The following is a 22674-nucleotide window of genomic DNA, read 5'->3' as shown; positions in this document are numbered from 1 at the left end:
CGGTCACGCCTCCTCCGCCTCCGGCTCGTCACCCCGCGGCACGTACCGGAGGACGCCCCACATGGAGTGCTCGTCCGGGACGTCCCCGGGTCCGTCCAGCTCGCAGGCGGCGAGCTCCTTGCGGAGAGCGGCCGCGTCGACGCCGGAGCCGATCAGGACCAGCTGCGAGAGGCGCTCCTGGCCGGCCGGCCAGGGCTCCGGGTAGAAGCGCAGGAAGCGGCCGACCGCGTGGACCGCGTACCGGTGGTCGGGGTCGGCGGCGCCGAAGTCCACGAAGCCCTTGAGCCGGTACAGGCCCTCGGGGCGGGAGTCCAGGAAGGCCATCAGACGCCGCGGGTGCAGCGGGACCGCCGTGGCCAGGGAGACGGTGTCGTAGGCGGCGTGCACGTGCGCGTGCCCGTCCTCGTCGCCGTAGAGGATGTCCTCGATCGACATCTGGCCGGCGATCTCGTCGTTCGGGACGACCCGGTCGAAGAGCAGCTCGGGATCGATCCGGCCGTGCGCCGCCTCGATCACCGCGGCCCGGCCCGCGAGCCCGGCGACGGCCTCCCGGACGCTCCGCAGCTCCTCCTCGGGCACCCGGTCGGCCTTGTTGACGACGACGAGGTCGGCGAGGGCGAGATGCCGGTCGGTCTCGGGGTGCCGCTGGCGGGTGGCGCCGAACTCGGCGGCGTCGACCACCTCGACCAGACCGCCGTAGACGATCCGCCGGTTCTCGCTGGCGAGCACCATCCGGACCAGCTCCTGCGGCTCGGCGAGACCGCTGGCCTCGATGACGATCACGTCCAGCCGCAGCTCCGGCCGGGTCAGGACCTCCAGGTACTCGTCCAGCTCGCTCGCGTCCACCGCGCAGCACAGACACCCGTTGCCGAGGGAGACCGTGGACCCGACCTGCCCGGCCACCGTCATCGCGTCGATGCCGATGTCACCGAAGTCGTTGACCATGACCCCGATCCGGGTCCCGCGGGCACTGCGCAGCAGATGGTTCAGGAGCGTGGTCTTCCCGGCCCCGAGAAACCCGGCGAGGACGACGACGGGGATCTGCTGCGCGCTCAAGAAACAAGCCTTTCGCCGGGACGAGAACGGGACCTGGACCGGAGGGCAGGGCGCGGCCGCGCCCCGGAACCGCCCGGACCGGCACCCAGGATAGGCAGCCCGCCCCCGACGGAACGGCTCCCCCGCGCGCGGACACCCACGAGCGCCGCCCACCCCGGACCACCGACCCCACGCCGACCGCTCCCGACCCCGGCCCCGCGCCCGACCCGACGCCGCAACCCAACCCCGGTCTCGTACCGCCTCGGCCCCGCACCCCACCACCGGCCCCGGCCCCCGGCCCCCGGCCCCGGCCCGGACCCTGCCCGACCGCCCCGACCGCGACCTCGTGCCCGACCCGGGCTCGCCCCCGCATCCCAACCCCCTCCCCCGCGCCCGACCCGGCGGCCCCCGCACCCGGCGGCCCCCGCATTTCCGGTCGCCGCCGCCGTCCCCGTACCGTTTCGGGCATGGGCAGCACCGGATCGATCCCCTCCGCGCCGCCGGCCGTGCGCCGGCGGCGCCGGCTGGGGTGGCCGCGTCGGGTGTTCTCGCAGGTGCTGCTGATGCAGCTGGCCGTCGCCACCGGCGTCACCGTGCTGGCCACCGGGTTCTTCCTGGCCCCGCTGAGCGCCCAGCTGGACGACCAGGCCATGCGGCGGGCGCTGGCCATCGCGGAGACCATGGCCTCCTCCCGTACGGCCGCCGACCTGGCCGGCGGGCCGCCGTCGGCGACGGGACCGGTGCAGCGCGAGGCGGAACGGGTCCGGGCGGCGACCGGCGCCGAGTACGTGGTCGTCATGGACACGCGCGGGGTGCGCTGGTCGCACCCCGACCCCGTCCAGATCGGCCGGATCGTCTCCACCGACCCGAGCGAGGTCCTCGCGGGCCGCGAGGTCATGGAGATCGACAGCGGCACCCTGGGCCGCTCCGCGCGCGGCAAGGCCCCGCTGCGGAACGCCGACGGCGGGATCGTCGGCGCGGTCTCCGTCGGCATCGAGTACGACAGCGTCCGCGACCGGCTGCTCTCCGCGATCCCCGGCCTCCTGGCCTACGCGGGCGGCGCGCTCGCGGCCGGCGCGCTCGCCGCGTACCTGATCTCCCGACGGATCCAGCGGCAGACCCGTGACCTGGCCTTCTCCGACATCTCGGCGCTGCTCGCCGAGCGTGAGGCGATGCTGCACGGCATCCGCGAGGGCGTGGTGGCGCTGGACCGCAGGGGCTCCGTACGGCTCCTCAACGACGAGGCGCAGCGGCTGCTCGGCCTCGGCCCCGAGGCTGCCGGGCGCCCGCTCGACGCGCTGCTCGGCCCGGGCCGTACGGCGGACGTGCTGACCGGCCGGGTCACCGGGGCCGACCTGGTGACCGTCCAGGGGCACCGGGTGCTGATCGCCAACCGGATGCCGACGGACGACGGCGGCGCGGTGGCCACCCTCCGCGACCGCACCGAACTGGAGCGGCTGGGCCGGGAGCTGGACTCGACCCGCGGCCTGATCGACGCCCTGCGCGCCCAGGACCACGAGCACGCCAACCGCCTCCACACCCTCCTCGGCCTGCTGGAACTGGAGCTGTACGACGAGGCCGCCGACTTCGTCACCGAGGTCGTCGGGGTGCACCGGGCCACCGCCGAGCAGGTGACCGAGAAGGTCCACGACCCGCTGCTGGCGGCGCTGCTGGTCGGCAAGGCGACGGTCGCGGCCGAGCGCGGGGTCTCGCTGCGGATCGCCCCCGACTCCCTGCTCCCCGACCGGCTGGTGGACCCGCGCGAACTCGTCACCGTCGTCGGCAACCTCGTCGACAACGCCCTGGACGCCGCCGCCGGCAACCCGGACGCCCGGGTCGAGGTGACGCTGCGCGCTGACGGGCGGACGGTGGTCCTGCGGGTCGCCGACAGCGGCCCCGGCGTCCCCGAGGACCGCAGGCAGCTGATCTTCACCGAGGGATGGACGACCAAGGAGCCGCCCTCCCACGGCAGGCGCGGCCTCGGGCTGGCGCTCGTCCGGCGCCTCGCCGAGCGGCGCGGCGGCACCGCGCGCGTGACGGCCGGCCCGGCCGGCGGCGCGGAGTTCACGGTGGTCCTGCCGGACGCCCTCACGGAACCGGCCCCTCCGGCCCCGCCCACCCCTCCGGCACCGGCAGGACCGACCCCACCGGCGGAGCCGGACTCGCCCCCGGCCCCGGACCCGGCCGCGACCCTCGCCCCGGACCCGGACCCGGACCCGGCCCCGGCCCCGGCCGAGGAGCCGTCCCGATGATCGACGTGCTCGTCGTCGACGACGACATCCGGGTGGCGAGGGTGAACGCCGCGTACGTGACCAAGCTGCCCGGCTTCCGGGTCGCGGCCACCGCCCACTCCACCGCGGAGGCCCTCGCCGTCCTCGACGGACGGCCGGTGGACCTCGTCCTCCTCGACCACTACCTCCCCGACGAGAACGGCCTCGCCGCCATCCGCGAGCTGCGGGCCCGCGGCCACCAGTGCGACGTGATCATGGTGACGGCCGCCCGGGACGTGGCGACCGTCCAGGCTGCGATGCGGCACGGCGCCCTCCAGTACCTGGTCAAGCCGTTCAACTTCGCCGGCCTGCGGGCCAAGCTGGAGGCGTACGCGGCCCTCCGCCGCGCCCTGGAGAGCGGCGGCGAGGCGGAACAGGCCGAGGTCGACCGGATCTTCGGCACCCTGGCGGCCGGCACCGTCGCCCCCGACCTGCCCAAGGGGCACTCGCCGACGACGGCCGAACTGGTCCGCCAGGCGCTGCTGGCCGCCGCCGGCCCGCTCTCCACCCAGGAGCTCGCCGAGCGGACCGGCGTCAGCCGCCAGACCGCCCAGCGCTACCTCAAGCTGCTCGAACGGACCGGGCGCGTCCGCCTCTCCCTCCGGTACGGCGAGACCGGCCGCCCCGAGCACCGCTACACCTGGGTCTCGTCCCGCTGAGTCCCCGGGGCCGCCCCGATCTCCTGGTGTCCCGCACCCGCGATCTCGGCGGCGTCAGGCGGCGCCCGCGCCGGTGAGCGCCCGCACCTCGGTCTCGGCGTGCCGCGCCTCGTCCGGCGGCTCGGGCGAGGCGACCGTGCCGAGCCAGCCGGCCAGGAAGCCGAGCGGGATGGAGACCACGCCGGGGTTCTGCAGCGGGAAGACGTGGAAGTCCACTCCCGGGAAGAGCGCCTCGGGGCTGCCCGAGACGACCGGCGAGAACACCACCAGGAGCACCGCCGGGACGAGTCCGCCGTAGACCGACCAGACCGCGCCCCGGGTGGTGAACCGGCGCCAGAACAGCGAGTACAGCAGCACCGGCAGGTTGGCCGAGGCGGCCACCGCGAAGGCGAGTCCGACGAGGAAGGCCACGTTGAGGTCGCGGGCGAGCAGCCCGAGCCCGATCGCGGCGGCGCCGATGACGGCGGCGGCCACCCGCGCCACCGTGACCTCGCCGTACTGCCTCCCGCCGGACCGGCGCAGCGAGGCGTACAGGTCGTGGGCGACGGAGGCGGAGGACGCCAGGGTGATCCCGGCGACGACGGCGAGGATGGTCGCGAAGGCGACGGCCGCGACGACCGCGAAGAGCACGGTGCCGCCGGTCGAGCCCGCCCCGCCGCCGAGGTCGAGGGCGAGCAGCGGGACGGCCGTGTTCCCGGAGGCGTTGGAGGCGCGGACCTCGGCGGAGCCGATGATCGCGGCGGCGCCGAAGCCGAGGACGATGGTCATCAGGTAGAAGCCGCCGATGAGGCCGATGGACCAGACGACCGAGCGGCGGGCGGCGCGCGCGGTGGGCACGGTGTAGAAGCGGGACAGGATGTGCGGCAGGCCCGCCGTGCCGAGGACGAGCGCGAGGCCGAGGCTGATGAAGTCCAGCCGGGCGGTCCAGTCGCCGCCGTACCGCAGTCCGGGGCCGAGGAAGGCGGTGCCGTGCCCGCTGCGCTCGGCGGCGGTGCTGAGCAGGCTGTTCACGTCGCCGTGGAAGCGGACCAGGACGAGGACGGTGAGCGCGACGGTGCCGGCCATCAGCAGCACCGCCTTGACGATCTGGATCCAGGTGGTGGCCCGCATCCCGCCGAGGGACACGTAGATCACCATCAGCGCGCCGACGCCGACGACGGTCCAGGTGCGCGCCGCCTCGCCGGTGCCGCCGAGGAGGAGGGCCACCAGGCTGCCGGCGCCCACCATCTGGGCCACCAGGTAGAGCACGGAGACGGCCACCGAGGAGGTGCCGGCCGCGATCCGCACCGGTCGTTCGGCCATCCGCGCGGCGACGACGTCGGCGAGGGTGAACCGGCCGCAGTTGCGGACGAGTTCGGCGACGAGGAGGAGCACCACCAGCCAGGCGACGAGGAAGCCGACCGAGTAGAGCATGCCGTCGTAGCCGTAGAGGGCGATGAGGCCCGAGATGCCGAGGAAGGAGGCGGCGGACATGTAGTCGCCCGCGATGGCGAACCCGTTCTCCATCGGCGAGAAGAGCCGGCCGCCCGCGTAGAACTCCTCGGCGGATCCGTGCCGGTTGCGGCTGACCCAGGTGGTGATGGCGAGGGTCACGGCGACGAAGAGGCTGAAGAGCAGCAGGGCGAGCGTCTGGTGGTCTCCGGTCACCACTGGCCGGCTCCTCTCGTCATCTCCTGGGTGTCCCAGCGCAGTTCGAGCGCGGCCCGGTCCCGGCGCAGCCGCGCGTGCCGGGCGTAGGCCCAGGTGAGGAGGAAGGTGGTGAGGAACTGGCCGAGGCCGGCGATCATCGCCACGTTGACCGCCCCGGCCACCGGCCGGGCCATCAGGCCGGGGGCGGCGGTGGCGGCGACCACATAGGCGAGGTACCAGACGAGGAAGGCGAGCGTCGCGGGGAAGGCGAACCGGCGGTAGCGGCGCCGTACCTCCTGGAAGGCGGGGCTGCGCTGGACCTCCAGGTAGATCCCGGCCGCCCCGGGCAGCGGCTGCGCGGCCTCGTCGTACCGCCGGCGCGGCAGCTCCGGCGGGATTCCGCCCGGCCCCTCGTACCGCGCCCCCGCGCGTTCCTGTTCGTCCAGTTGTTCCACCGGTCAACTCTCCTTGTCAGCGAACCGTTTCGGCCGCGTGCCCAAGGATGGACAGAGTGGGCAGATCCCGGACTCTTCTCCCTCCGGTCTTCACCCCATCAGGTGACTCTTCGGTCCGGTGCCTGACCGGACCGGGCCGATATGCGTATGGACGCCGAACCGGCCCGGCCCCCGCGGGAGCGGGGGCCGGGCCGGTTCGGCGGAGAGCGGCGGACGGCTCAGGCGTCGATGCGCGAGCGGTCGAGCGTCGCCGCGGAGCTGGTGATGAACTCCTTGCGGGGCGCCACGTCGTTGCCCATCAGCAGGTCGAAGACCGTCTCGGCCGCGTCCAGGTCGCCGATGTTGATCCGGCGCAGGGTGCGGTGGCGCGGGTCCATCGTGGTCTCCGCGAGCTGGTCGGCGTCCATCTCGCCGAGGCCCTTGTAGCGCTGGATGGCGTCCTTGTAGCGGACCCCCTTGCGCTGGAACTCCAGGAGCGTCTGCCGCAGCTCGTTGTCGGAGTACGTGTACACGTACTTGTCCTGGCCCTTCTTGGGCTGGACCAGCTCGATCCGGTGCAGCGGCGGCACGGCGGCGAAGACCCGCCCGGCCTCGACCATCGGGCGCATGTAGCGCTGGAAGAGGGTCAGCAGCAGCGTCCGGATGTGCGAGCCGTCGACGTCGGCGTCGGTCATCATGATGACCTTGCCGTAGCGGGCCGCGTCGATGTCGAAGGTGCGGCCGGAGCCCGCTCCTATGACCTGGATGATCGCGCCGCACTCGGCGTTCTTGAGCATGTCCGAGACGGACGACTTCTGGACGTTGAGGATCTTGCCGCGGATCGGCAGCAGGGCCTGGAACTCGCTGTTGCGGGCGAGCTTGGCGGTGCCGAGCGCGGAGTCTCCCTCGACGATGAAGAGCTCGCTGCGCTCGACGTCGTCGCTGCGGCAGTCGGCCAGCTTGGCCGGCAGCGAGGACGACTCCAGAGCCGTCTTCCGGCGCTGCGCGTCCTTGTGCTGGCGGGCGGCGATCCGGGTGCGCGCCGCGGCGACGGCCTTCTCCAGGACGGCGCGGGCCTGGGCCTTGGCGTCCCGCTTGGTGGAGGTCAGGAACGCCTTGAGCTCGCGGGCGACCACGGTGCTCACGATGCGGCGGGCGGCCGAGGTGCCGAGCACCTCCTTGGTCTGGCCCTCGAACTGCGGCTCGGCGAGGCGGACCGTGACGACGGCGGTCAGGCCCTCCAGGGCGTCGTCCTTGACGATGTCGTCCTCGGCGACCCGCAGCAGCTTGGCCGAGCGCAGCACCTCGTTCACGCTCTTGGTGACGGCCTGCTCGAAGCCGGAGACGTGGGTGCCGCCCTTGGGGGTGGCGATGATGTTCACGAAGGACCGGACGGTGGTGTCGTACCCGGTGCCCCAGCGCAGGGCGACGTCCACACCGAGCTCACGGGTGACCTCGGTGGGGGTCATGTGGCCGCGGTCGTCCAGGACGGGGACGGTCTCCTTGAACGTGCCCTGGCCGGTGAGGCGCAGCACGTCGCAGACGGCCTTGTCCTGCGCCAGGTACTCGCAGAACTCGCTGATGCCGCCGTCGAAGCGGAAGACCTCCTCGCTCTTGCCGATGCCCTCCAGGTCCCGCTCGTCGCGGACGACGATGGTGAGACCGGGCACGAGGAAGGCGGTCTGGCGGGCGCGCTGGTGCAGCGTCTCCAGGGCGAGCTTGGCGTCCTTGAGGAAGATCTGCCGGTCGGCCCAGTAGCGGACCCGGGTGCCGGTGCGGGTCTTCGGCACCCGCTTGCCCTTGATCAGCCCGCTCGCCGGGTCGAAGGGGCTGTCCGGGCCCTGCTCGGTGAAGATGCCCGGGACACCGCGCCGGAAGCTGATCGCGTGCGTGGCGCCGTTCCGGTCGACCTCGACGTCGAGGCGCGCCGAGAGCGCGTTGACCACGGAGGCGCCGACGCCGTGCAGACCGCCGGAGGCCGCGTACGAGCCGCCGCCGAACTTTCCGCCGGCGTGCAGCTTGGTCATGACGACCTCGACGCCGGAGAGACCGGTCTTGGGCTCGACGTCGACCGGGATGCCTCGGCCGTTGTCCCGGACCTCGACGGACCCGTCGTCGTGGAGGATGACGTCGATGTGGTCGCAGTAGCCGCCCAGGGCCTCGTCGACCGAGTTGTCGATGATCTCCCAGAGGCAGTGCATCAGGCCACGGCTGTCCGTGGACCCGATGTACATTCCGGGACGCTTGCGGACCGCTTCGAGCCCTTCGAGGACGAGCAGGTGCCGCGCGGTGTAGTTGGAACCGTCACGGTCTGCGGTCAGCAGCGCACTGGACGGCACGGACGTTTCGGCGGTCACGCGGTTCGCTCCTCGCTGAATTTGAAATCTTGCCCGATGGGGTGAGTACCGGCGTCGCTCACCGCTCAGAGGGTACCGATGCCTGGTGGGGCCGCTGAAACGCCACCCTCCCGGTTTCCTCATGCTAGTCCAGAGTCGCATGGGTGTTCGATCCCTCGAAGGGGTGACGCGAACATCACGTTCCCTTCCAGGCATGAACCATCTAGGCTCCGGGCACGTCCTCATGAACAACCGGCAACCCCGCCGGGAGGACGACCGACACACCACAGCAACGCGAAACCCGTAGAGCGACGCAATACGGCTCATTCGCCGCCAACCGGCAGCAGACAGCCACCTTGGGAAAAAGTTTCAAGGAAAAGCCACGAGCGGGAACGTTTTCGGCCTGGTTGGATGTTGACCCTGGTACGACAGCTCGTCGAGCTAGAGAAGAGGCGACGTGACTACTGTTCTGACCCCCGCGAGCCCCCTGACGGCCGCTGACCGCTGCGACCGCTGCGGCGCCCAGGCTTACCTGCGTGTCGTCCTGGCCAGCGGAGGTGACTTGCTCTTCTGCGCCCACCACGGTCGCAAGTTCGAGCCGGAACTCAAGAAGATCGCCGTTGAGATACAGGATGAGACGGACCGGCTGACCGACGTGCCGGCCCGCACGGTGGGCGACGAGCACTGACGCCGCGCAACCACGACGAGCTCAGGGCCGGTCGCTGACGGCCGGACGACGGGCGGTCACCCCCTCGACCAGGGGGTGACCGCCCGTTCTCGTACCGCCCGGGCACCCTACGAGGGCCCCTGCGGCTCAGATCCGGCCGGGCAACGGCTCAGATCCGCTCAGGCAACACCGTGGAGACCCGCGTGTAGACCCCGGGGTTCTCCGCCTGCCCGCAGCCGCTCCCCCAGGACACCAGCCCGATCAGCACCCCCTTGGCGACCAGCGGCCCGCCGCTGTCTCCCTGGCAGGCGTCCCGGCCGCCCCTGGGGTCGCCGGCGCAGAGCATGGACGCCTTCCGGTACGAGACTCCGAAGCCGCGCGGGTACGCCTGCTCGCAGGCCGCGTCCGGGAGGACCTGGACGGGCGCCGAGCGGAGCGAGGAGGCGTAGCTCCCGTTCCCGGTCGTGTCGCCCCAGCCGTACACGTCGGCCGCCGTCCCCGGAGCCTCGGCCGCGTCCCCGCGCGCCGCCACCTTGATCACGTAGGACTGCGGCAGTGCCTCGGCGAGGGTCAGCACGGCGAGGTCGCCCGCGTTGGTCGACGGGTCGTAGTCCGGGTTCACCCAGGTGTCCGCGATCCGCACCTCCTGCCCGCCCTGTCCGCGCAGCGCCGCCCGGCCCGCGATCACCGAGAAGTCCGGCAGCTGCCAGGGGGCACCGCCGAGCACCTCACGGCCCAGGCAGTGCGCGGCGGTGAGCACCTTGGTGGGCGCCACCACGACGCCGCCGCAGAACTGACCCGCCCGCGTACCTCCGAACCGGTCACGGCTGGACAGCGCCACCACCCAGGGCGCGGCGGCGATCGCCGCCGGGCTGCCGCCCACCACGACGCTGTCCGCGCCGGCCGGGGCGGCCCAGGCCACCTGTCCGGCCACCGCCGTGACCAGGCCGAGGGCACCCGTCAACGCTCGCGCGAAGGGACCACGCATGGAGCCTCCTGACTCTCCGCAGATATCCGTTCACCCAGCGTCGGGCACGGAGGGGTCCGCTGCACGCGCGAACGGCCGAAGGGCCCGGCCCCCGAGCGGGGAACCGGGCCCTTCGGCCACTGCTGTGCGCCTCGGACGGACCGGGAGATCAGTCGAGGTAGTCGCGCAGGACCTGCGAGCGCGACGGGTGGCGCAGCTTCGACATCGTCTTCGACTCGATCTGGCGGATCCGCTCGCGGGTCACGCCGTAGACCTTGCCGATCTCGTCGAGCGTCTTCGGCTGGCCGTCGGTGAGGCCGAAGCGCATGGAGACCACGCCGGCCTCACGCTCGGAGAGCGTGTCGAGGACGGAGTGCAGCTGCTCCTGGAGGAGCGTGAAGCTGACCGCGTCGGCCGGCACGACGGCCTCGGAGTCCTCGATGAGGTCACCGAACTCGCTGTCGCCGTCCTCACCCAGGGGGGTGTGGAGGGAGATCGGCTCGCGGCCGTACTTCTGGACCTCGATGACCTTCTCAGGGGTCATGTCGAGCTCCTTGGCCAGCTCCTCCGGGGTGGGCTCGCGGCCCAGGTCCTGGAGCATCTGGCGCTGGACGCGCGCGAGCTTGTTGATGACCTCGACCATGTGCACCGGGATGCGGATGGTGCGGGCCTGGTCGGCCATGGCGCGGGTGATCGCCTGACGGATCCACCAGGTGGCGTACGTGGAGAACTTGTAGCCCTTGGTGTAGTCGAACTTCTCGACCGCGCGGATCAGACCCAGGTTGCCCTCCTGGATCAGGTCCAGGAAGAGCATGCCGCGGCCGGTGTAGCGCTTGGCCAGCGAGACCACCAGGCGGAGGTTGGCCTCCAGGAGGTGGTTCTTGGCGCGGCGGCCGTCCTCGGCGATGATCTCCAGCTCGCGCTTGAGCTTCGGCGCGATCTTGTCCGAGCCCGCGAGCTTGTCCTCGGCGAAGAGACCGGCCTCGATGCGCTTGGCGAGCTCGACCTCCTGCTCGGCGTTGAGCAGGGGGACCTTGCCGATCTGCTTCAGGTAGTCCTTGACCGGGTCGGCGGTGGCGCCGGCCACGGCGACCTGCTGGGCGGGCGCGTCGTCCTCGTCCTCGTCGGACAGCACGAAGCCCTTGGTCTCGCCCTCGGCCTCTTCCTCGTCCTTGCCCGGCGCGACGTCCTCGAGCAGCTCCTCGCCCTCGATCAGTTCGTCGTCGGACTTCTTGGACGCGGTCTTCTTGGCCGCCGTCTTCTTGGCGACGGTCTTCTTGGCCGCCGTCTTCTTGACGGCCGCCTTCTTCGCGACCGCCTTCTTGGCGGGCGACGCGGCCTCGTCGGCCGGGTCGGCGCTCTCGGCCGCGGGGGCGGTCGAGCCGGTCGCGACGCTGGTCCTCGTCACCGTCGCCGCCCTGGCGGTGACGGTCGTCTTGGCGGCGGTGCGCTTGGCCGGGCTCTTCGCTGCTGCGCTCTTGCGGGCGCGCTTCGGCGACTCCGCTGCACTGACCATCAGCGTCACACCCTCTTCCTCGAGGATCTGATTGAGGCTGCGCAGAACATTCTTCCACTGGGTTGGCGGAATCTGGTCAGCCTCGAAGGCCCGACGCACGTCATCGCCGGCGATCTGCCCATCAGCCTTTCCCCGCTCGATGAGCGCCATCACAGACTCGGACTCGGCGATCTCCGGCGGGAGCGTACGGGATGTGCTGGCCGACACGAACAACCTCTCGGAACGATGGAAACGGCTTCCGGCCCCGCCCGGGATCGGGCCGGAGCCGACGACCGTCGACGGGGAATGAGCCGACGGCGCGGGCTGGACCGGGGAACTGCACAGCGCCTGCACCGGCTGCTGTATTCCTTCCTCGGCTGTCACCTCTTAGGTCATCGCACGGCTCGGAGGAGTGTTACGCCCAATCTTCGTGTCCCGAGTCACACCGCATCCGCGACGAACCGGACGGAAGGGAGTCAAGCGTACATTCGGCGCCGCCGGCACCCTGGCGCGGTCCGGGGAACCCCTCCGGGCTCCCCGGACCGCGCTCGGATCCGGCGGCTCTCCCTGCGTACGCGCCCGTGCGCTTCCGGCCACGGCCCGCGGATCAGTGTTCGCGGGGGGCGGGGACCACGCGGGGCTCCACCTCGGGGTGAACCGTGAGCAGTTGACGCATGGCGGTCTCGGCTCCGAGGGCGTCCCCGGCGGCGAGGGCGTCGACGATCCGGGCGTGGTGCGCCAGGCAGGCCTCGCCGGGGCGGTCGCAGCCGGTGGCGGGGCCGCCGGAGACCTGGAGGGCGGCGGCGACGATGCCGGAGAGGTGCTCCAGCATGCGGTTGCCGGCGAGCTGGATGAGCAGGGAGTGGAACTCGGCGTCGGCCCGGGAGAAGGTGATGCCGTCACCCTGCGCGTACGCGTGCCCCATGATCTCGACCATGTCGGAGAGGCGCTGCTGCACGTCCTCGCGGCCGTGACCGGCGGCGAGGCGGGCGGCCAGCGGCTCGATGGTCCAGCGCAGCTCGTTGAGCTCGCGCCGCTGGTCGTCGCGCTGCGGACCGAAGGCGCGCCACTCGATGATGTCGGGGTCGAGCAGGTTCCAGTCGCTGACCGGGCGGACCCGGGTGCCGACGTTGGGGCGGGCGCTGACCAGGCCCTTGGCCTCCAGGACGCGGAGGGACTCGCGCACGACGGTGCGCGAGACCTCGAAGCGCTGGCCGATCTCCTCGGGGACGAGGGGGCGGTCCGCGCCGAGGTCGCCGGAGACGATCATCTGGCCGAGCTGCTGGACGAGCTGGCCGTGCAGACCGCGGCCGCGGCTGCCGGCGGTGCGGCGGCCGACGCGGCCGAGCTCCGTGTCCACCCCCTCCCAGGAGGGCGGGCTCACACGGTCGGCGACGGGGGCCTCCGCGTAGGGGTAGCGGTCGAGATCGCCCGGGGCGCCGAGGCCGGAGTCGACGGAGCGGGCGGCGGTCATCATCGTATGCGCAAGGGTACTCACGCATCCTTTGTCGGCGTGGCCTCGGTGACCCTTGAGGTCTTTGGTGAAAAGCACACGAAAGGGTGATCGGCACCCGCTACACAATTGACGATTATTCGGACATAAACGGCATTCTTCAAGGGAGTTGCCGCCCATCCGGAACCTATCGATCCGGAAGTGATCACCAACGGGCCTGCGAACGAAGGCCGGTGAGCACATAGGCGCAGAGCAGAACCGTCAACGTGAGCGCGAGAGCCACACCGGCGGGCTGCCCCACCACCTCCAGAGCGCCGGCGATCCAGTGATCGAGGGACGGCGCCCACCGCGGCCCGGCGAACTCGGCGAGCCGGCCCGGGAGTCCGGTGACGGACCGGACCGCGGGGCCGCTCATCACCTGCCCCAGCAGCGGCACGAGCGCGACCGGCACGAAGAGGACCGCGGCGACCCCGGCCGCCGCCGCCCGGAAGACTCCGGCCCCCAGCACCCCCGCCCACGCGCAACCGACCGTGAGGCCCAGCCAACTCGCCGCCATCGGAGCCCAGTTGTCGGGTACGGAGATCAAGTCGGCCCCGTAGCAGAGACGGAGGGCCGCCAGATCGGCCGCCGCCACCAGCGCGCCGAGGAGCAGCGCGCCGAGGGCGGCGACGGCGAGCTTGGCGAGCAGCAGCGCGAGCCGGCGCGGCACGGCTCCGCGCCCCGCCGCCAGTGCGGGGTAGCGGTACTCCTCACCGAAGGAGAGGGCGCCGAGCAGCCCGGCACCGAGCGCGGCGGGCGGCAGCGGCAGCAGGTCGGGCCAGGCGGCCAGCACGGCGGGGAGCGGGGTGCCGCCGCCCCTGCCGAGCAGCACGGCGAGCACGGCCGAGACCGCCAGGACGCCCGCCACCACCAGGCCCGTGGACGGTACGCCGAGGATCCGGCGCAGCTCGTACCGGAGCGGCCGCAGCGGCGAGCGAACCGGCCGCCGTGCCGCCGACGCCCGTCCCGGTGCGCCGGCGCCCACCGCCCGGCCGGCCTCGTGCACCCCTTCCGGCCCCGCCGCGGCGGGGCCCGGGCCCGCGTCGCCGGTCTCGTCCGCGAGCTTGTGGACCGGTACGCCGTGCCGGAACGCGATGTCCCCCACCTGGGCACAGTCGCCGCCGTAGACCAGAAGGAGGTTGCCGTCCTCCGTGACGACCTCGACCGGGCGCCGGGCCGACCGGGCCTCCTGGGTCACGGCGGCGGCGAGGCGGGCCGCCTGCGGGGAGCGGACGGCGACCCTCGGCCGCAGCCGGGTGCGCGCGAAGTCGCCGGCGTCCTGGGCGGCGACCAGACGGCCCGCGTCGACGGTGACGACGTGGTCGGCGTTGCGGGCCGCGTCCTTGGGGTCCCTGGTCGTGTAGAGGACGGTGCCGCCCGCCCGCGCGTGCGCGCGCAGCAGTTCGTGCAGCCGGATCCGCTCCGCCGGGGACAGTCCGGCCCCCGGATCGTCGAGGATCAGCGTGTGCGGTTCTCCCAGCAGGGCGGCGGCCAGGGCGAGTCGGCGGTCGGCTCCACGCGGCAGGGTGCCGAGCCGCCGTCCCTCCAGCCCGCCGAGACCCACGGCGCGGATCACCTCGTCGGCCCGGGCTACCGGAACTCCCGCTCCGGCGGCGAGCATCCGCAGCTGTCCGCGCACGGTACGGGAGGGATGTCCGGGCACGTCGCCGAGGACCACCCCGACCTCGCGCGCGGGCTGGGCGATCCGGCGCAGCGGCCGGCCCCGGAAGTAGGTGAGTCCACGCCCCGGGTCGAGTTCGAGCAGCAGGCGCAGGGCGGTCGTCTTGCCGGAGCCCGGGGGGCCGACGAGGGCGGTCACGGCTCCCGCCGGGGCCTCGAAGGTCAGATCGTCCACGGCGGGCGGGCGGTCGCGGCGGGGGGTGCTGGTCAGTCCGATGGCCTGGAGCATCGCTTCTCTCGCGGTAGGTGTCACCGCTCCGCGGGCAGGGCGGCGCTACCGCAGCAAGATAACGCCAGATTTCGGACTTTTGCCGCAGGGTTGCCGCCTCGGGGGCGGCGGATCCTCTTGGCCCTCAGACCTCGGGGCGCAGCATCGGCGGGTTGAGCAGGGTGGCGCCGCCGGCCCTGAACAGCTGGGCGGGGCGCCCGCCCTGACGGGTGGTGGTCCCGCCGGTCGGGACGAGGAAGCCGGGGGTGCCGGTGACCTTGCGGTGGAAGTTGCGCGGGTCGAGCGAGACGCCCCAGACGGCTTCGTAGACCCGGCGCAGCTCGCCGACGGTGAACTCGGGCGGACAGAACGCGGTGGCGAGCGAGGAGTACTCGATCTTGGAGCGGGCCCGCTCGACCCCGTCGGAGAGGATCTGGGCGTGGTCGAAGGCGAGCGCGTCCGGAGAGTCGCTCCCCGCCGCCCGCGCCTGGTCGAGCAGCTCCTCCACGGGTGCCCAGCGCGCGCTGTGGGCGTCCCCGCCGGGCCGGGGCGCGGGCAGGTCGGGGGCGAGCGCGAGGTGCGCGACGCTCACCACCCGCATCCGCGGGTCGCGCTCGGGCGCCCCGTAGGTGGCGAGCTGTTCCAGGTGCGCGCCGTTGTCGGGCACGGGCTGCGGAGCCGACGGGTCGTGGGCGCACAGCCCGGTCTCCTCGGCCAGCTCGCGGGCGGCGGCGGCACCGAGGTCCTCGTCGTCGCGGACGAAGCCTCCGGGCAGTGCCCACCGTCCCTGGAAGGGCGCTTCTCCCCTGCGGACGACCAGGGTGCACAGGGCGTGGCTCCGCACGGTGAGGACGACCAGGTCGACGGTGACAGCGAAGGGCGGGAAGGCCGACGGGTCGTAGGGAGACATGCCGCGATCATAGTCGTCTTCCTGACGATAAACACGCCCCGCGTGCGCTCCGTCCGTGACTTCGTCACCCGGTCGCGAGGGCTTCCTCGTCTCCGTGCCCGGCATCCGTCACACCCCCAGCTGCAGACCCTCGGCGGCCTCCTCGACCATACCGAGTCCGAGGCGGCTCACCCGCACGGCGAAGGGTTCGCCGGCGACCACGAACCCCGAGAACCGGATCGCCCCCAGCGGCGCGGAGGGCATCGGCTGGACGGCGACGCTCCCGCCGGGGGCGTCGGGCCGGATCCCGGCCAGGGCGGCGAGCGCGTGGACCGCTCCGGCGGCCGCGACGGCGGCGGGCCGGCAGGCGGCCGGGTGCGGCACGGGGCGCGCGCCCGCGGTGCGCTGCTCGCCCGCGTACATCTCGGGCAGCCGGTGGCCGAAGTGTTCGGCGGCGTCGAGGAGGCCCCGCAGCAGGGCGGCCGCCTCCTTCTCGTATCCGGCGGCGGCCAGTCCCGTGACGGCGACGGCCGTCTCGTGGACGCGGACGGCTCCGGCCCGGTGTCCGAACGGGTTGTGGCCCGGTTCCTTGGCGCCGAGGCCGCGCAGTCCCCAGCCCGAGTCGAGCGCCGGGGTGCCGAGCAGGCGCGCGACCTGTTCGGTCTCCGCCCGGTCGAGCAGTCCCTGGGCGTACCGGCCTCCGCCGAGGAGTCCGGTGTCGAGGAGGTGGGCGGCCCATCCGCCGAGCTGCGGCAGGGCGCGCCCGTCCGGTGGCCGGACGGCGGCGGGCCGGCCGCCGGAGAGATCGTCGAGCCAGAAGGCGCTGCGGAACCGCTCGCGGAGGGCCCGGGCCGCCGCCCTGAGGTCGTCCCCGCCGGGACGCCCGCAGGCGTCGAGGAGGTCGGCTCCGAGCAGGGCGGCCCGGTGGGCGTGGGCCTGGGTCTCGGCCCGCCAGGGTCCGCCTGGAGCCGGGTCCGGCAGGAGCCCGTCGGTGTCGAGGCCGCGGCGCAGCCAGCCGAGGCAGCGCTCCGCCACCGGAAGGAGCTCGTCCAGGTCGGCCGCGGGGAGACCCCACCGGCGCGCCTCGGCGAGGACGACGGGGAAGGCGAGGGTGGCCTCGACTCCGGTGCAGCGGGGCGGGAGGTGGGGACCGGCGTCCCGCAGCGGGCCGGGGATGCGGCCGGCCTCGGCTCCGGCGGTGAGCTGGGTGCGGCCGAGGGCGCGCAGCGTGGTGGTGGCGAGCCGGGTGCCGAGCGGCAGGGCCATGCGGGCCGCCCAGAGAGCCTCCGCGGTGACGGGCCCGCAGCGCCACGGGACGCCGGCCGCGAGATGGACGTCGGCGGGGTGCGCGGGATCGCGCTGGAGGAGGGCGCGCAGGTCCTCGACGGAGGCGCGGAGCAGTTCCCCGGCGCGGCGGTCGTCGCCTTCCGCCTGCGCCTCGGAGAGCAGGTGGCCGCCGGGGCGGCCGCCGGGCGGGGCCGCCCCGGGGGCCCGCCCGGCGTGGAGTCGCAGGTGGAGGGTGAGCGCGGCACCGGGGGCGAGATCGGTTTCCCAGCGGAGGACCCCGGCCGCCGCCAGGGCGTCCATGGGCGCCGGGTCGGCCGTGACCGCGACGGACCGTCCGTCGGGGGCGGTCCAGCGCAGGCCGGTGCCGTGGACGCTGGCCCTGAGCTCGGGGCGGCTCCTGCCGGACGCGACCGCTGCCAGCTCCGCGAGATCCGTGCCCAGAGCGAGCTCCACCGGGAGACGGACGGGGCGAGGAGCGGCGCTGCGGAGGGTGATCCGCTCGGTTCCGTCGGCGCCCCGGGTGCGCTCGACGGTGACCGCCGGGTCGGGGCCGGTGTCGCCCGGGACGCGGAGGGCGCCGACGAACACGGCCCGGTCGGCGGCGGCGAGCCGTCCCTGGAGGGGGACGGGCTCGCGTCCGGCGATCCGCAGGACGCTGCGGGAGAGGAGCCGCCGCCCCGAGGCGTACACGCCTCCGGGGCCGTGTCCGGTGAGCTGGCCGTGCCGGGGAGAGACGGCGAAGGCGGGCAGGGCCACGCAGAGAAGGGCGTCGTGGACCGGGGGAAGCTCCCCGGGGCGGGTCCCGTGGGCGGCGGGGGTGCCGGCCGCGGGGGTGTGCCCGGTGGGGTGTTCCGCCGTGCGTCCGGGGGCCGGGACAGGGCTGAGGACCATGAGGGGTGCGGCGTGCTCTCTGTGCGATCCGGACGGCCGGCAGGGTGTCGGCGGCACGGCTCGCCCGGCTCCGCCACAGAGGTGAACGGTCGGGTGGTGTGCGGGGTCACGGTCGTCATCGGCCACTCCTGGAGCCGCGCCGGCCGCCGTGTCGCGGGGCGGGGCCGCCCGGCCGGGTGGAGGCGCGTCCGGCGGGCCGCGAGCCCGGCGTCGCGCGCCCCCGCCGGGCGACGCCGGTCCCCGCCTTCGGGAGCGCCGGCCGCGGTCCGCCGGGGCGGGCCCCCCGGGTCCGGGTCCGGGTGCGGGTGCGGGTACGGGGGGCGTGCGTGGCGGCGGTCTTCTCCGCCGCCATGCGGTTCTCCCGTTCGCCGCGCAGGCAGGAGCGCAGCGCCTCGGGTTCGAGGCCCTCGTTGCAGGCCTGGTGCAGCAGCCGCGCGAAGACGTACGCGGGATCCGCGTCCAGGGCGAGGTTGAGGGCGACGCGTGCGGTGGGTTCGTCGCCGGTGGACCAGGCGGCCCAGCCGGCGAGGGTCAGCGGGGCGGCGGCGTACTCCTGGTAGGGGGCGACGCAGCGCCGGGCGAGGACCCGCCAGAGCCGCACGGCGGCGACGCCCTCGGGTCCTTCCATCCATTCGGCGAGGCGGTCGCGGGTGATCCGGTCCTGAAGGCCGAGGATGACCGCGGCCGCTTCGGCGGGCTCGACACGGGCGTCGTCGTCGGCGTCGAGCGCGGCCTGGCCGCGGCGGACGCCGTCCGGCCCGATCCGGCGCGGCGGTTCGGCGAACCTGCCCAGGAGCCGGCCCGCGAGGGCCAGGGTCGTCTCCCGCAGCCGCGCCTTGCCCTGCTCCTCCGCCCCGTCCACGACGAGGGGAACGACGCGGGCCGCGGCGGCGTCGAGCGCGGACCGCTGCTGCGCCTCCCCGGGTCCGCCCGTGGGCTTGAACCGGTCCTCCATCTCCCGCAGCGAGCCGCGTACCTGGATTCCGGCGTACGCCGCCGCGGCGGCCATGACCGAGGTGCCGCTGAGGGCGAGGGGGGTGCCGTCGGGCGGGCAGCAGCGCTCGTCGGGGCAGCAGTACGAGAAGTGGCGGCCGCCGGAGATGCACAGCACCTCGTAGACCGGGATGTCGAGGGCTCCGCAGGCGGTCCGGAGCCGCTGGGCGAACGGCCGCAGCCGCTCGTAGACCTCGCCGGCGGTCTCGCCGGGACCTGGGTCCTGGCAGAGGAAGCCGACGATGCCGTCGGGTGGCGAGGTCCGCTGGACCGATGTCTCGACGAGGCATTCGGCGAGGTTGTCCGCGGTGGAGTCCCACTCGCCGGGTGCACGGGGGATGCCGATCCTGACCCGGCCGCCGAAGCGTCCGTTCTCGCCGTGCAGGGCGACGAGCACGACCGAGTCGGTCGGATGGAAGCCGAGCACGAACGGCAGGGCGTCGGCGAGCTCGGCGGCGCTGCGCAGGGTGATCTGCTGGCCTCGGGTGGATGCGCTGATTTCGGGGTGATTCGCGTTCATGGCGAGGACCGTCTCGTGATCTCCGATTTCCGACAACCCCTGTGGATAACTAACTCATACGACCTGATCATCCGATTTGCACTGTCCACAGATCGCCGGCTCGTTCGCCGAATGTCCGAGGCATCGGGTTGCATGGGACGCATGACCCACGCAGACCTCCCGGAAGACCGCGCCGCGCTCCGCGCCACCGCCGACGCCGTACTGGCCCGACTCGTCGGAGACCCGACCGGCACGGCGAGACTCCGTGAGGACCAGTGGCGCGCCATCGAGGCGCTGGTCGCCGATCACCGCCGGGCGCTGGTCGTCCAGCGGACCGGCTGGGGCAAGTCCGCCGTGTACTTCGTGGCGACCTCCCTGCTGCGCGAGCGCGGCAGCGGGCCCACCGTCATCGTGTCGCCGCTGCTCGCGCTCATGCGCAACCAGGTGGACGCGGCGGCCCGGGCGGGCATCCGGGCGCGCACGATCAACTCGTCGAACACGGAGGAGTGGGAGAGCGTCCAGGAGGAGATCACCGCCGGCGAGGTCGACGTCCTGCTCGTCTCCCCCGAGCGGCTCAACAACCCGGACTTCCGTGACCAGGTCCTGCCGCGGCTGGCAGCCGCCACGGGACTGCTCGTGGTGGACGAGGCCCACTGCATCTCCGACTGGGGACACGACTTCCGCCCGGACTACCGACGGCTGCGCACCATGCTGGCCGACCTTCCGGCCGGGGTGCCGGTGCTCGCCACCACCGCCACCGCGAACGCCCGGGTGACCGCGGACGTGGCCGAACAGCTCGGCACCGGCGCCGGCACCGACGCCCTGGTCCTGCGCGGACCGCTGGACCGCGAGTCGCTCAGCCTCGGCGTGGTCACGCTGCCCGACGCGGCCCACCGCCTGGCATGGCTCGCCGACCACCTGCACGAGCTGCCCGGCTCCGGCATCGTCTACACGCTCACCGTCGCGGCGGCCGAGGAGGTCACGGCGTACCTCCGCCAGTGCGGGCACACGGTCGCCTCGTACACGGGACGCACGGAGAACGCGGACCGCCAGCAGGCCGAGGAGGACCTGCTGGCGAACCGGGTGAAGGCGCTGGTGGCGACCTCGGCGCTCGGCATGGGCTTCGACAAGCCGGACCTCGGCTTCGTCGTGCACCTCGGTTCGCCGTCCTCCCCCATCGCGTACTACCAGCAGGTCGGCCGTGCCGGGCGCGGCGTGGAGCACGCGGAGGTGCTGCTGCTGCCGGGCAAGGAGGACGAGGCGATCTGGCGGTACTTCGCCTCCGTCGCCTTCCCCCCGGAGGAGTTGGTGCGCCGGACCCTCGACGTGCTCGCCGGCGCGGGCCGGCCGATGTCGCTGCCCGCCCTGGAGCCGCTGGTCGAGCTGCGCCGGACCCGGCTGGAGACGATGCTCAAGGTCCTGGACGTGGACGGCGCCGTACGACGCGTCAAGGGCGGCTGGGAGAGCACCGGACAGCCGTGGGTGTACGACACCGAGCGGTACGCCTGGGTGGCCCGGCAGCGTTCGGCGGAGCAGCAGGCGATGCGCGAGTACGCCACGACGACCGGCTGCCGGATGGAGTTCCTGAGGCGCCGGCTGGACGACGAGGCGGCCGCGCCCTGCGGCCGCTGCGACAACTGCGCGGGCCCGCGGTTCGACCCGAAGGTGACGGACGCGGCGCTGGACGCGGCCCGGGGCGAACTGGGCCGTCCCGGCGTGGAGGTGGAGCCGCGCCGGATGTGGCCGACGGGGCTGGCCGCCGCGGGGGTCGATCTGAAGGGCCGCATCCCGGCGGGCGAGCAGGCGTTCGCCGGCCGCGCCCTCGGGCGGCTGTCGGACATCGGCTGGGGCAACCGCCTCCGGCCGCTGCTGGCCGAGTCCGCGCCGGACGGACCGGTGCCCGACGATGTGGTGCAGGCCGTGGTCCAGGTGCTCGCCGACTGGGCGAAGGGGCCCGGCGGTTGGGCGTCCGGCGGCTCCGACGTCCCGCCGCGGCCGGCGGGCGTGGTCACCGTGGCCTCGCGGCGGCGGCCGGCCCTGGTCGGCTCGCTGGGCGCGCGGATCGCCGAGATCGGGCGGATGCCGCTGCTCGGAGCGGTGGAGTACGTGCCCGGGGCGGAGGACGCGCACCTGTCCCGGACCAACAGCGCCCAGCGCGTGATCGGGCTGCACCGGGCCCTGGAGGTTCCGCCCGGAGTCGCCGAGCGAGTGGCCGCGGCCGGCGGTCCCGTACTCCTGGTGGACGACCTGTCCGACACCGGCTGGACCCTCGCCGTGGCCGCCCGGCTGCTGCTGCGTTCCGGAGCGGAAGGAGTCTTTCCGTTGGTGCTCGCCGTCCAGGGCTGAGAAGGGTCGGCAAACTGCGAGTGAATACTGGGTAACTGGGCAGGGATATCAGTGGCATAACGGTTCATTACCGTCAGCCGCCTCAATTGCTCGTTGCCGCCCCCGCTCGGGCCAAGCCAGAATTGGGGAACCGCCCCACACGGCTCGAAGCGGTCCGGAAGGACTGTGCCGTGCTGCGCCCTCACCCGACCTTGCCCGCCTCGCGGGCGCGTATCCGAAGGGAGGACCGTGACCCTCGGATTCGCTCCGTCCACCACCTCGCTCGGCTCGAACTCCGCCTCTGCGAGCCGTCTCGCCCGGATGCTGGAGCCGGCCGACTGGGCCGCGGCCGGAATTCCCTTGCTGCGGAGCCCGCGTGAGGTCGTGAGCGGACTGCACTCCCGCCATCGTCCCCTGCCCACGACCGCGGTCGTGGCGGTGCTCGACCACGAGGAGCGGCTCACCGCGAGCGCCTCGTTCGTCCGCCGGCCCGGCCCGGCCGACGGATGGGAGTTCCGGAACGCCCTCCTCGCCCATCTGCGGCGAGTGGTGCCGCACGACCTCCGGCGCCGCACCCCGGTGCGGACCGCGGTGCTCGTCTACTGCCGTGACGGGGACGAGCGCTGGACGGAGGAGGACGGAGCCTGGATGTGGGGGCTCCGCGACGCCTGCACGCTCCACGGACTGCGCTGCGGCGCGTACATCACCCTGACCAAGGCCGGCTGGCAGGTCTTCGGAGAGGGCCGGGGCGGCCGTCGGCCGAGCTCGGACTCCGTTCCGCTCGCGCTCGGCGAGCCGAACGACGAGCTCGGTCACCTCGCGCCGAGGACGGCGGGCGGAGCGGCCGAGCCCCTGCGCAGGGCCGCGGCGCGCTGAACCGTCCGCCGCTCCGCCGGGCCGCTGCCGGTCCGGCGGAGA

Annotated in this window: 16 protein-coding genes; 5 read left to right on the top strand and 11 right to left on the bottom strand. The window is 73.8% G+C overall.

The genetic code is table 11. The features are described from left to right. Positions 1 to 3: 3 nt before the first annotated feature. On the bottom strand, positions 4 to 1056 hold the full coding sequence (locus ABFY03_RS27815; protein WP_346171069.1) for a CobW family GTP-binding protein: 1053 nt from the start codon (positions 1054 to 1056) through the stop codon (positions 4 to 6). 446 nt (positions 1057 to 1502) lie between these two features. Between ABFY03_RS27815 and ABFY03_RS27810 the strand changes: the two genes are divergently transcribed. After that, positions 1503 to 3287: a sensor histidine kinase gene (locus ABFY03_RS27810; protein ID WP_346171068.1), complete on the top strand. Its 1785-nt coding sequence runs from the start codon at positions 1503 to 1505 to the stop codon at positions 3285 to 3287. Then, positions 3284 to 3964, top strand: coding sequence for a response regulator (locus tag ABFY03_RS27805; protein WP_319008798.1), 681 nt, complete (start codon positions 3284 to 3286; stop codon positions 3962 to 3964). Before ABFY03_RS27810 ends, ABFY03_RS27805 begins: the two co-directional genes overlap by 4 nt. Positions 3965 to 4018: 54 nt before the next feature. Here ABFY03_RS27805 and ABFY03_RS27800 read toward each other — a convergent pair whose 3' ends face one another. The 3 genes from ABFY03_RS27800 to ABFY03_RS27790 form a co-directional block, all read right to left on the bottom strand. After that, complete coding sequence (locus ABFY03_RS27800; protein WP_319008797.1) at positions 4019 to 5611, bottom strand: solute symporter family protein; 1593 nt, start codon at positions 5609 to 5611, stop codon at positions 4019 to 4021. Then, positions 5608 to 5991, bottom strand: a complete 384-nt coding sequence (locus tag ABFY03_RS27795) for a DUF485 domain-containing protein (RefSeq protein ID WP_319008848.1) — start codon at positions 5989 to 5991, stop codon at positions 5608 to 5610. The genes ABFY03_RS27800 and ABFY03_RS27795 overlap by 4 nt, the downstream gene beginning before the upstream one ends. A 275-nt stretch (positions 5992 to 6266) precedes the next feature. After that, positions 6267 to 8384: a DNA gyrase/topoisomerase IV subunit B gene (locus ABFY03_RS27790; RefSeq protein WP_319008796.1), complete on the bottom strand. Its 2118-nt coding sequence runs from the start codon at positions 8382 to 8384 to the stop codon at positions 6267 to 6269. 436 nt (positions 8385 to 8820) lie between these two features. Here ABFY03_RS27790 and ABFY03_RS27785 point away from each other — a divergent pair, with 436 nt between their 5' ends. Beyond that, on the top strand, positions 8821 to 9051 hold the full coding sequence (locus ABFY03_RS27785; protein WP_030495106.1) for a DUF7455 domain-containing protein: 231 nt from the start codon (positions 8821 to 8823) through the stop codon (positions 9049 to 9051). A gap of 148 nt (positions 9052 to 9199) precedes the next feature. Here ABFY03_RS27785 and ABFY03_RS27780 read toward each other — a convergent pair whose 3' ends face one another. The 7 genes from ABFY03_RS27780 to ABFY03_RS27750 all read right to left on the bottom strand — a co-directional run bounded on the left by ABFY03_RS27780 (position 9200) and on the right by ABFY03_RS27750 (position 19452). Further along, entirely contained in the window at positions 9200 to 10018 is an 819-nt protein-coding gene (locus ABFY03_RS27780) for a serine protease (RefSeq protein WP_346171067.1), read from the bottom strand. Between the two features lie 148 nt (positions 10019 to 10166). Next, positions 10167 to 11720: an RNA polymerase sigma factor gene (locus ABFY03_RS27775; RefSeq protein WP_319008847.1), complete on the bottom strand. Its 1554-nt coding sequence runs from the start codon at positions 11718 to 11720 to the stop codon at positions 10167 to 10169. 379 nt (positions 11721 to 12099) lie between these two features. Beyond that, on the bottom strand, positions 12100 to 12990 hold the full coding sequence (locus tag ABFY03_RS27770) for a FadR/GntR family transcriptional regulator (protein ID WP_319008794.1): 891 nt from the start codon (positions 12988 to 12990) through the stop codon (positions 12100 to 12102). Positions 12991 to 13150: 160 nt separating this feature from the next. Beyond that, positions 13151 to 14893: an ATP-binding cassette domain-containing protein gene (locus ABFY03_RS27765; protein WP_346171066.1), complete on the bottom strand. Its 1743-nt coding sequence runs from the start codon at positions 14891 to 14893 to the stop codon at positions 13151 to 13153. A gap of 124 nt (positions 14894 to 15017) precedes the next feature. Next, entirely contained in the window at positions 15018 to 15782 is a 765-nt protein-coding gene (locus tag ABFY03_RS27760) for an NUDIX hydrolase (RefSeq protein ID WP_031010844.1), read from the bottom strand. Positions 15783 to 15890: 108 nt separating this feature from the next. Further along, complete coding sequence (locus ABFY03_RS27755) at positions 15891 to 17939, bottom strand: glycogen debranching N-terminal domain-containing protein (protein WP_346171065.1); 2049 nt, start codon at positions 17937 to 17939, stop codon at positions 15891 to 15893. A 115-nt stretch (positions 17940 to 18054) separates the two neighbouring features. Beyond that, the gene (locus tag ABFY03_RS27750) at positions 18055 to 19452 is read right to left on the bottom strand and encodes a DUF4192 domain-containing protein (RefSeq protein WP_346171064.1); all 1398 of its coding nucleotides are present in this window, start codon (positions 19450 to 19452) and stop codon (positions 18055 to 18057) included. A 141-nt stretch (positions 19453 to 19593) separates the two neighbouring features. Between ABFY03_RS27750 and ABFY03_RS27745 the strand changes: the two genes are divergently transcribed. Both ABFY03_RS27745 and ABFY03_RS27740 read left to right on the top strand, forming a co-directional pair. Then, on the top strand, positions 19594 to 21777 hold the full coding sequence (locus ABFY03_RS27745; RefSeq protein WP_346171063.1) for a RecQ family ATP-dependent DNA helicase: 2184 nt from the start codon (positions 19594 to 19596) through the stop codon (positions 21775 to 21777). 228 nt (positions 21778 to 22005) lie between these two features. Then, a complete protein-coding gene (locus ABFY03_RS27740; protein WP_319008789.1) occupies positions 22006 to 22632 on the top strand; it encodes a hypothetical protein in 627 nt (208 codons plus the stop codon). Positions 22633 to 22674 lie beyond the last annotated feature (42 nt).

This window comes from Streptomyces roseofulvus (assembly GCF_039534915.1).
GTDB lineage: Bacteria > Actinomycetota > Actinomycetes > Streptomycetales > Streptomycetaceae > Streptomyces > Streptomyces roseofulvus.
This window is presented reverse-complemented; position numbering and strand designations above follow the sequence as displayed.

What these genes read in the sequence shown, in the direction of transcription:
- ABFY03_RS27810 (WP_346171068.1), top strand. Translation starts at nt 1,503, where the DNA reads ATGGGCAGCACCGGATCGATCCCCTCCGCGCCGCCGGCCGTGCGCCGG.
- ABFY03_RS27805 (WP_319008798.1), top strand. Translation starts at nt 3,284, where the DNA reads ATGATCGACGTGCTCGTCGTCGACGACGACATCCGGGTGGCGAGGGTG.
- ABFY03_RS27780 (WP_346171067.1), bottom strand. Translation starts at nt 10,018, where the DNA reads ATGCGTGGTCCCTTCGCGCGAGCGTTGACGGGTGCCCTCGGCCTGGTC.
- ABFY03_RS27765 (WP_346171066.1), bottom strand. Translation starts at nt 14,893, where the DNA reads ATGCTCCAGGCCATCGGACTGACCAGCACCCCCCGCCGCGACCGCCCG.
- ABFY03_RS27760 (WP_031010844.1), bottom strand. Translation starts at nt 15,782, where the DNA reads ATGTCTCCCTACGACCCGTCGGCCTTCCCGCCCTTCGCTGTCACCGTC.
- ABFY03_RS27755 (WP_346171065.1), bottom strand. Translation starts at nt 17,939, where the DNA reads ATGGTCCTCAGCCCTGTCCCGGCCCCCGGACGCACGGCGGAACACCCC.
- ABFY03_RS27750 (WP_346171064.1), bottom strand. Translation starts at nt 19,452, where the DNA reads ATGAACGCGAATCACCCCGAAATCAGCGCATCCACCCGAGGCCAGCAG.
- ABFY03_RS27745 (WP_346171063.1), top strand. Translation starts at nt 19,594, where the DNA reads ATGACCCACGCAGACCTCCCGGAAGACCGCGCCGCGCTCCGCGCCACC.